The organism is Actinoalloteichus spitiensis RMV-1378, assembly GCF_000239155.1.
Taxonomy (GTDB): Bacteria; Actinomycetota; Actinomycetes; order Mycobacteriales; family Pseudonocardiaceae; genus Actinoalloteichus_B; species Actinoalloteichus_B spitiensis.
The window spans coordinates 1-8,361 of sequence record NZ_AGVX02000167.1 but is presented as its reverse complement, the minus strand read 5'-3'; the positions used below and the strand labels follow the sequence as shown (position 1 = coordinate 8,361).

10 protein-coding genes are annotated in these 8,361 nt (G+C 72.0%); 6 read left to right on the top strand and 4 right to left on the bottom strand.

Annotated elements, in window-relative coordinates; translation table 11 throughout:
• Nucleotides 1–1,105 (top strand): nucleotide-binding protein (locus tag ACTIDRAF_RS0208715; RefSeq protein WP_016698352.1); only part of this gene is annotated, 1,105 nt, incomplete at its 5' end.
• A gap of 190 nt (nt 1,106–1,295) precedes the next feature.
• On the opposite strand, the gene ACTIDRAF_RS27890 is transcribed toward ACTIDRAF_RS0208715, so the two are convergent.
• Together ACTIDRAF_RS27890 and ACTIDRAF_RS0208705 are read right to left on the bottom strand one after the other, a co-directional pair.
• The gene (locus tag ACTIDRAF_RS27890; protein WP_425359120.1) at nt 1,296–1,535 is read right to left on the bottom strand and encodes a hypothetical protein; all 240 of its coding nucleotides are present in this window, start codon (nt 1,533–1,535) and stop codon (nt 1,296–1,298) included.
• Between the two features lie 135 nt (nt 1,536–1,670).
• A complete protein-coding gene (locus tag ACTIDRAF_RS0208705) occupies nt 1,671–1,904 on the bottom strand; it encodes a BldC family transcriptional regulator (protein ID WP_016698350.1) in 234 nt (77 codons plus the stop codon).
• 230 nt (nt 1,905–2,134) lie between these two features.
• On the opposite strand from ACTIDRAF_RS0208705, the gene ACTIDRAF_RS0208700 reads away from it, so the two are divergent.
• Together ACTIDRAF_RS0208700 and ACTIDRAF_RS0208695 are read left to right on the top strand one after the other, a co-directional pair.
• The gene (locus ACTIDRAF_RS0208700; RefSeq protein ID WP_016698349.1) at nt 2,135–2,602 is read left to right on the top strand and encodes an Lrp/AsnC family transcriptional regulator; all 468 of its coding nucleotides are present in this window, start codon (nt 2,135–2,137) and stop codon (nt 2,600–2,602) included.
• Nucleotides 2,603–2,724: 122 nt separating this feature from the next.
• A complete protein-coding gene (locus ACTIDRAF_RS0208695) occupies nt 2,725–3,081 on the top strand; it encodes a DUF4229 domain-containing protein (RefSeq protein ID WP_016698348.1) in 357 nt (118 codons plus the stop codon).
• A gap of 60 nt (nt 3,082–3,141) precedes the next feature.
• Here ACTIDRAF_RS0208695 and ACTIDRAF_RS0208690 read toward each other — a convergent pair whose 3' ends face one another.
• Nucleotides 3,142–4,014 carry a 1,4-dihydroxy-2-naphthoate polyprenyltransferase gene (locus ACTIDRAF_RS0208690; protein WP_016698347.1) on the bottom strand — a complete coding sequence of 291 codons (873 nt, stop codon included), beginning with the start codon at nt 4,012–4,014 and terminating at the stop codon, nt 3,142–3,144.
• A 64-nt stretch (nt 4,015–4,078) separates the two neighbouring features.
• A complete protein-coding gene (locus tag ACTIDRAF_RS0208685) occupies nt 4,079–5,602 on the bottom strand; it encodes a peptide deformylase (protein WP_016698346.1) in 1,524 nt (507 codons plus the stop codon).
• 236 nt (nt 5,603–5,838) lie between these two features.
• Here ACTIDRAF_RS0208685 and ACTIDRAF_RS0208680 point away from each other — a divergent pair, with 236 nt between their 5' ends.
• From ACTIDRAF_RS0208680 to ACTIDRAF_RS0208670, 3 genes are all read left to right on the top strand, one after another.
• Complete coding sequence (locus ACTIDRAF_RS0208680) at nt 5,839–6,282, top strand: hypothetical protein (protein WP_157162928.1); 444 nt, start codon at nt 5,839–5,841, stop codon at nt 6,280–6,282.
• 132 nt (nt 6,283–6,414) lie between these two features.
• Entirely contained in the window at nt 6,415–7,608 is a 1,194-nt protein-coding gene (locus ACTIDRAF_RS0208675; protein WP_016698344.1) for a helix-turn-helix domain-containing protein, read from the top strand.
• A gap of 282 nt (nt 7,609–7,890) precedes the next feature.
• Nucleotides 7,891–8,337, top strand: a complete 447-nt coding sequence (locus ACTIDRAF_RS0208670; protein ID WP_157162927.1) for a hypothetical protein — start codon at nt 7,891–7,893, stop codon at nt 8,335–8,337.
• The last annotated feature ends 24 nt before the right edge of the window (nt 8,338–8,361 follow it).

Genomic DNA, 8,361 nt, shown 5'->3' with positions numbered 1-8,361 from the left:
GTCGCGTTCGGGTCCGTACCAGGTCGATCCGTCGCGTTCGGGGCCCTACCAGGTCGACCCGTCCGTGTCCGGACCGCACCCGACCCAGGACGGCGCACCGGCGGGACAGCCGCCGTACGGTTACGCCACCCCCCAGCAGGGCCAGCAGCCCACCGCCCCACCGGCCGGAGGTCAGCAGCGAGACCTCTCCTCCTCGAGGCTGCTCCGGCAGGCCAAGCGCCCGCCGCAGTCCGGCTGGCGGAGAGCCGTCTACCGGCTCAGCGGGCAGACCATCAACCTCGGCGAAAGCGCGGACGACCGGCGGCGACGGGAACTGATCGCCCGGATCAACCAGCCGCTCCAGGGTTGCTACAAGATCGCGATGCTCAGCCTGAAGGGTGGCGTCGGGAAGACGACCACGACCGCGACGCTGGGGTCCACCTTCTCCTCCCTCCGAGGGGACCGGGTGATCGCGGTGGACGCCAACCCGGACCGGGGCACCCTGAGCCAGAAGATCCCGCTGGAGACGACCGCCACGGTGCGCCACCTCCTCCGGGACGCCGACCGGATCCGGAAGTACAGCGACGTCCGCGCGTACACCTCGCAGGGGCCGAGCCGGTTGGAGGTGCTGGCGAGTGAACAGGACCCGGCCGTGTCGGAGGCGTTCAGCGAGGACGACTACCGGCGCACCGTGGACCTGCTCGAGCTCTTCTACAACGTGGTCCTCACCGACTGTGGAACGGGGCTCATGCACTCGGCGATGCGGGGTGTGCTCGACGTCGCCGACTCGCTGGTCATCGTGTCGTCCGGTTCCATCGACGGCGCGAGGAGCGCCTCGGCGACCCTCGACTGGCTGGACGCGCACGGCTACCGCAACCTGGTCTCCCGCTCCATCGCCGTCATCAACTCGGTCCGGCCGAGCTCGGGCAAGGTCGACCTGGACAAGTTGACGCAGCACTTCGAGTCCCGCTGCCGGGCCGTCTGCCGCATCCCGTTCGACGGGCACCTGGAGGAGGGGGCGGAGATCGAACTGGATCGGCTCGGGCCCGACACCCGGCTGGGGCTGCTCGAACTCGCGGCCACCGTGGCCGACGGCTTCCCGCAGGCGGTCAGCCGGACGACCTGAGTTCTTCCCGGGGAGGGACGGCGGGCCACGTCGCCCACAGGTGTCCCAGGGGGAGGCTGGGGCCGTGGCCAGCGGCGTCGCCGCGCGGGTGGCCCGGCCGTGCCTCGCCCGTTCTCGCCGGCCGCCGCCGGTGCCCGGACGACGGGATGTCGGCCGGACCGCTCCGGCGTGGCCGGGTTGGTCGGGCTGGTCAGGAACCCGAGGGGTTCTCGTTGTCGGGATCGGAACGCTCCGACCGGCGTTGCTGCCGCCGGCGTTCCTCCCACTGCTGCTCGGCCAGTCGACGCAGGAACTCCGGGTCGTCATCAGGGGCCTTGGCCGTTTCCGGCCGCGGCGCGGCCCCCACCCGCTCCGGAGCGAACGCGCGCCACAGCAGCACCGCGACACTGATCACGCCGATAGCCGCGAGCAGGTACAGCACAGTCGCCACCTCCTTGTCCCTATGCGAGGTTAACCCGTTTCGAACTGTTCATGTTGAGCAGGGCTGGGGTGGCGGGCGTCCCAGGGCCGGGACCGGAGCCGGCCGAACGGCCGGCGACGGCCCCTGGCCTGGGGTGGACGGCGGTCAGCTCGCGGTCACCGGCGTGCTCGCCTCCCGGGTGAGCGTGGCGAGCAGACTCTTCACCTCCGACTCGCGGAACCGGCGGTGGCCTCCCGGCGTGCGGATCGAGCCGATCCGGCCCGCGGTGGCCCACCGGGTCACCGTCTTGGGGTCTACCCGGAACATGGTCGCCACCTCGCCGGGGGTGAGCAGTCGTTCCGGTGAGCGTTCCTCGGCCTGCTGGATGGACCCGGACACAAGCAGCCTCCTCGACTGTCGGGAAAACCGACGTACCGGTCGCATCGTGACACCTCACCCACCAGGTACTCGAACGCTTGTGAGTAGGTAAAGGGACAGTAAGGCACGAATCACTCGCTTCGGACCCGGCGCCGGTCGCCCGCCCCGGGCGTGCCCGGAAAACCGCAGGCAGGCGGCGTGCGCCGGTGGTTCGTTGGGCGCCGTGCGCCGATCCGGGACAATCGACGGTCATGGACGCTGTCGACCGGAGGATCATCGCCGCGCTACGGGTAAGCGGGCGTGCCACCTACGCGGATCTGGGACGCCAGGTGGGCCTGTCCGCCTCCGCCGTGCACGAGCGGGTGGGCAAGCTGGAGGCGGCCGGGGTGATCACCGGGTACCACGCGGTCGTCGATCCGAGCACCGTCGGACTCGGGGTGACCGCGCTCGTCGGGATCCATCCCACCAACGAGGGAGACGACGACCGGATCGCCGAGGCGCTGGCCGAGCTGCCCGAGGTGGAGTCGTGCTACGCCGTCGCGGGTGAGGAGGCCTTCGTCGTGAAGGTCCGGGTGGCGGCGATGGACGAGTTGGAGAAGAGCCTGGGGCGGCTTCGACGCATCGAGGGCGTGGCCCGCACCCGCACGACGATGGTGCTGTCCACCCGCTTCGAGGGGCGTCCCAACACCCCGGCGGAGCTGGGGCCCGTCGAGTCGTGAGGCCGGCGTCCCCGTGCGGGGCTGTCACGCCCGGAACGCGGCCGCGTAGGGTGCGTGGGTGGGTGGCGACGGCTCCCGGTCGTCGGCCCCCGAACCGCAAGGACTCGGGTGAGGAGGATGCCGTGAGCACCGGTAGTCGACCCGGCGACACTCCGACGGTGTCCGAGGCGCACGCGCGGGAGTCAGTCGCCGAAGGGCCGGTCGCCGAAGGGCCGGTGGCCTGGCTGGGGCCGGTGCTGCTCTACACCGCCGCGCGAGCCGGCATCGTCCTGCTCTTCGCGCTGCTGCTCGGGCTGCTGGGAGTTCCCCTCCTCGTGGCGCTGCTCATCGCCCTGATCTTCGGGATGGCGGTGTCGATGGTCGCCTTCCGCGGACTGCGGGCCCGGATGGCGGACGCGCTGGCCGCGCGCTCCAGCCAGCGCAGGGCGAAGCGGGAACGCCTGCGCGCCGAACTGCGCGGCGAACGCACCAGGAGCTGACCGCCTCGCCGCCCCCGCGCGCCGGGGGGCGGTCCGGGCACCGGCGAGGGCCCGGTTCCGTCAGCCCAGCGCGAGCGCCAACCCGGTGGCCACCGACCACACCAACAGCGCCAGCCCGGTGTCCCGGAGCACCCCGATCAGCGCTCGCCCGGTGCCGCCGCGCAGCACGGTCCTGATCGGCAGGATCACCAGCAGGACCGCGACGAAACCGGCCAGCGCCGCCGAGTTCCGCAGACCGATCAGCGTCGTGATGAAGAACGGGATCGTCACCAGCGCCGCGTAGAGGAACCGGGTGTCCCGGGCGCCGAGCAGCACGGCGAGGGTGCGTTTGCCCACGGCGGCGTCGGTCTCGATGTCCCGGAGGTTGTTGGCGACCAGCACCGCGCTGGAGAAGCAGCCCACGGCGACCGCGCAGCCGATGTCGATGCCGCTGATCCGTTCGGCCTGGAGGTAGACGGTCCCGAGCGTGGCGATCAGCCCGAAGAAGACGAAGACCGCCAGCTCACCGAAGCCGGCATAACCGTACGGTCGCTTGCTCCCGGTGTAGAACCACGCTCCCGCGATGCAGAACAGGCCGAAGGGGATGAGCCACCACTGCTGGGTGAGCAGCGTGACCACCGCGCCACCCAAGCCACCCAGGGCGAGGCAACCGATGGCCACGAAGAGGACCTGTCGCGGTGTCGCCGCGCCGGACCCGACCAACCGGAGCGGGCCGGTCCGCACCGTGTCGGTGCCCCGGATGCCGTCGGAGTAGTCGTTCGCGTAGTTGACGCCCAGGATCAGCAGCAGGGCGATGCCCAGCGCGGCCAACGCCCGCCACAGCACGAAACCGTCGACACCGTAGGCGGCGCCGCTCCCGACGATGATCGGGGCGACCGCGTTGGGCAGCGTGCGCGGACGCGCGCCCTCGATCCACTGCGCGAGTGTGGCCATGTGCCCATCCTCTGTTATCGCCGTTCCCGACCAACCGCCGGCCGGGCCGTTGCCCTGGACGGGCTCAGCCCTGGGGTGAGGAGTAGGACCAGGCCTGGCCGCTGCTCCGGTACTGCTCGACGGGAATGGGCTGGGCGCGGTCGCCGAGGTAGTCCCGGCAGAGGACGCCGTCGAGGTGGTCGATCTCGTGGGCCACGAGGCGCGCGACGCCCCGCTCGAACACGGTGATCCGGCGTTCGCCGTTGAGGTCCTGGTGGGCGACGTGGATCACCAGCGGCCGGGGGACGAGGGAACGGACGTCGAAGAAGCTGAGGCAGCCCTCGTACTGCTCGTCGGTCTCGTCACTCGCCTCGATCACCCGGGGGTTCAGCAGGCTGATCGGTTCGGAGCTGCCCGGCGGGCGGATGATCGCGGCGGCGCGTTCGATGCCCAGTTGCGGAGCGGCGACACCCATGCCCTTGCCGAAGGTGTGGGCCCGGATCACCCGGTCGGCGGCCAGCCGCAGTTCGCTGAGGACCCGCTGCGCGTCGGACGCCTCGGAGGGCAGGTCGAACTCCCGGGCGGGCCGGCGGAGGACCGGGTCGCCCTCCTGCACGACCCCGAGCGAGGCCATGATCTGGCTCGGCTTCGGGGGGACGGGCTGCCGGCGCTCGTCGTTGCGGAAGTGCCATTCGAGGCGGTAGCGGGCGTGGAGCGGGGGCTCGTCGGTGGACCACGAGTAGATGCGCCGCCCGTCCCGTTCGTGCGTGTCGATCGCGGTCTGGAACGGCATCGACTCGGCCGTCATCGAGGTGTGCAGTCCCCACACCGAGGGGTCGAGCGCGGCGGGGAAGTCCAGGCTGATCGACAACCGGTGGGTGGGCAGCCGGACCGCACGTCGGAACCAGTGCCCCCACTTGTCGTCGGGCACCCGGTAGGTGTATTCGATCCAGGTGCTCTGACCGGGGTACAGCGGGAACCGGCCGGACTCGTTGGCGAACTGGAGCCAGACCTCCTTGAAGGCGTCCCGGTCGTGCTGCACGCTCCAGCGCATGGGCTCGTGGCGGCCCTCCCCGTGCCAGGCGCGCAGCCCCAGTTCCTCCCAGTCGAGGGGGTTGTCCCGGTAGAGGTCGTTGGAGCGGCGCGGGTCGTCCGGGAACCGGTCGACCGAGATCCTGATCAGGTACCGCGTGATGGGGGCGTCCCCGGTGTTGACGATCTTCCGGCGCATGGTCGCCGTGTAGAAGCCCTGGTCGTACCGGAGTTCGGCGTGGTCGTGCTCCACCAGCAGACCGGTGGCGGGCTCGATGACGGGAACGGGCGGGGGGCTCGGGGTCCTGGTGGCCCCGCCGCGTAACGCCTGTTGTTCGCGCCAGGCCCTGCGCAGGGCGCCGCCCGCGTTGAGCGCGCTGTCGGCCGCCCTCGCGAACTCGCGGGAAGCCTGTTCCCCGCCGCTCTCGACCTTGGACACGTAGGACCTGCTGTAGTCCATCGCCTTGGCCAGCGCGGCCCGTGACAGGCCCCGGACGTCGCGCCAGCGGCGGAACTCGGCGATGAAGGCAGCCGGTTCCGGCCTGGTGTCGGTTCCGGACTGAGCCTGGTCTGGCATGGATTCCACCAACCGTGAGTGTGCGTGAGTTCACCGTGAGGAGGCTCTCAGGCTACGGGAACACCCCTCGGCGCCGGTCTTCTTGCCTGGCACCTTCTACCGGCCGGACTAGGGGGTTTGACATGGGCGAACGGCCGTCTCCCGCAACCGGCGCAGCGGGTTGCGCCGATCGGAGTGCCGAGGACTGCCGAGTGCCGGACGGGATGGTGCCGGCCCCTCGGTTGGGGGACAGCATCGTGAGTGGTGGGCTGCCGGTTCCGCCGAACGAGCTGGTTCCGGAGGACGGCCCCGACCGCTACCGCTGGTTCCACCGCGTGCACGGCTGGGACCTGGAGCGGGACGGGCGGGTCACCAACCAGGTGGAGATCAGCCCCCGCCGGCTGTTGGTCGTCCTCCGGCTCGGCTCGACGATGGTCGGTAGCTTCGGGCTCGACCGCCGGGGAGCCCAACAGACCGCCCGGAGCCTGCGCTCCGGCTCCCGGCTGGTGGTTCCCGTCCTGCACCGGGAGGCCAGCGGTTGCCAGCTCGTGGTCGAGCCCCATCCGCTGGGAGCCGTGCTGTTCCTCCTCGGCCGAGGTGCCCCGGGCTGGCGCATCCGCTTCACCGACACGGTCGGAAAGCTCGCCGACCTGTTGGAGGAGGGCGCCAACCTGGTCTACCTGCGCCCGCCGCCCGTCTAGCGGGCGCCCGAACCGACCGCCGCCCGACCGGGCCGCGGTGTCCCTGACCACGCCGACCTCATCGCCCGTGAGGCGACTCCCTTCGCGCCGTCGCGGCCGGGAGGCGGCCATCCGGATGAAGAGGTCGTTTCGATGGGCAACACCAGCATCGGTGTTCGCATTCGTGAACTGCGGGGAAGGGTCATCACCCAGCAGCAGCTCGCCGACCGGGCCGGGGTCTCGGTCGACCTCGTACGCAAGCTCGAGCAGGGCATCAGGCAGACCGCGTCCATCGGCAGTCTCCAGCGGATCGCCCGCGCGCTCGACGTCGACATCTCCGAGCTGCTCGGGCGCCCGGCCGGCATCCCCTCCACCGATCCCGACGCTGGCATCGTCGCGATCCGGCGCGTGCTCACCTCGGTGGACGACCTGATCGACGACGGCGACACCCCGCCCGGCGAGGCCAGCACGCTGGTCGATGCCAGGCGCATCGTCGAGTACGCGTGGGGCGCGTACTGGAGCGGCCGGTACGCGCTGTTGAGCGCGGTGTTGGCGCCGACCCTGCACCAACTGCGGGCGACGGCGCGGGCGGCCAACGTGGGCGAGCGGGCCGCCGCCGCCGAGCTGCTGGCCAGGGGACTGTGGGTCACGGGCTGCTCCCTGGTGCACCTCGGGCAGCACGACGCGGCCTTCCTCGCCGTCCGGCAGGCGCTCACCGCCGCCCAGGACGGCTCCGACGAACTGCTGTCGGCGACGCTCCGGGGGTCCGTGGCCTGGCAGCTGCTCGGGCGTGGCCGGTACGAGGAGGCGCGGCGGCTCGCGGTGCGCACCGCGGAGACCATCGAACCGCTCGGCGACGCCCCGGCCACCCGACTGTCCGCCTACGGCAGCCTCGTCCTCACCGCCGCCACCGCCGCGGCCCGGGACCAGCGGTCGGCGGAGGCGGCGCACCTGGTGGCCCAGGCGGACGCGGTCGCCCGCAGGATCGGCCACGACCGGCGGGACTACGAGACGTACTTCGGCCCGTCCCAGGTGGCGATGCAGCGGGTGGACGTGGCGGTGGTGACCGAGGACTACACCACGGCGCTCACGGTGGCCAGGAGGATGCCGAGGACCCCGTCCCTGCCGTTGGCGTCCCGGGCCCGGCACCTGGCCGACCGGGCGCTCGCCCACGCCCGCCTCGGTCACCAGCAACAGGCCCTGGACATCCTGCTCAGCGCCGAGCGGATGGCGCCGGACTGGATGAGTCACCAGACGATGCCCCGTCGCATCGTCTCGGAGCTCCTCACCAGGGAACGGCCCAGCCGGCTGCGGGGACTGGCGGAGCGGCTGGGGATATTCGGTTAGTCGGGAATGGGCCGAACGGGCAGTAGGACAGCGCGTCCCAGACGCCGTCCGCTGGGAGACGTACCGTCCGTGGCAGGTGCGGGGGACGTGGGGGTCGGCCGGCGACCAGGAGCGAGGTCGCCGGGCATCCCTCCCGGTCGCCGCGCCGGGGGACGTCGCCGCACAGCTGACGCCGTCCCGCAGTCCACACCGGTGGAGAGAACGGAACCTGACCGGCGCGCGCCCGGCCCTGCCCCGCAGCGGACCCGGAGCCGCACCCCTGGCGTGACGGAGTGCACCGTGATGAGTCCTCATCTGCCCGACCACCCCGCCGACCCCGTCGAGGAGCCCGTCTGGACCGGCCGCCTGGTCGGTTGGGACGAACACGACCGGGGGCCGGTCGCCGTCACCCTGGAACTCGGCCCCCGCCACCTGCTGTTGTTGCTGAGACTGGGAGACGCCGCCGACGGCACGGTCGGGTTCGAAGTCGGACAGGCCCGTCGCGCCGCCTCGGCGATCCAGCGGCGTGGGCCCGTCGTGGTGACCGTCCTCCACCCGGAGGCGGTGGTCGCGAGCCTGCTGGTGGAACCCGCCACGCACGGGGTGGTCCTCACCCTCGTGGGCGAGGGCATCGCGCGTCGACGTGTTCGTTTCCACGGGAGGTCGGCCGACCGGCTGGCCTCGCTGGTGGCCACCGGGGTCGAGCTGCTCTCCTTCCCCGTTTCGTCTCCCTCCGCGTCCGACCGCTGATCGCGACCCCGGGCCCGGCGCCCT

Bases quoted from the DNA above. Each gene is read 5' to 3' on its own strand.
- ACTIDRAF_RS0208685 (WP_016698346.1), bottom strand. From the start codon at position 5,602: ATGCCAGACCAGGCTCAGTCCGGAACCGACACCAGGCCGGAACCGGCT.
- ACTIDRAF_RS0208675 (WP_016698344.1), top strand. From the start codon at position 6,415: ATGGGCAACACCAGCATCGGTGTTCGCATTCGTGAACTGCGGGGAAGG.
- ACTIDRAF_RS0208700 (WP_016698349.1), top strand. From the start codon at position 2,135: ATGGACGCTGTCGACCGGAGGATCATCGCCGCGCTACGGGTAAGCGGG.
- ACTIDRAF_RS0208690 (WP_016698347.1), bottom strand. From the start codon at position 4,014: ATGGCCACACTCGCGCAGTGGATCGAGGGCGCGCGTCCGCGCACGCTG.
- ACTIDRAF_RS0208670 (WP_157162927.1), top strand. From the start codon at position 7,891: ATGAGTCCTCATCTGCCCGACCACCCCGCCGACCCCGTCGAGGAGCCC.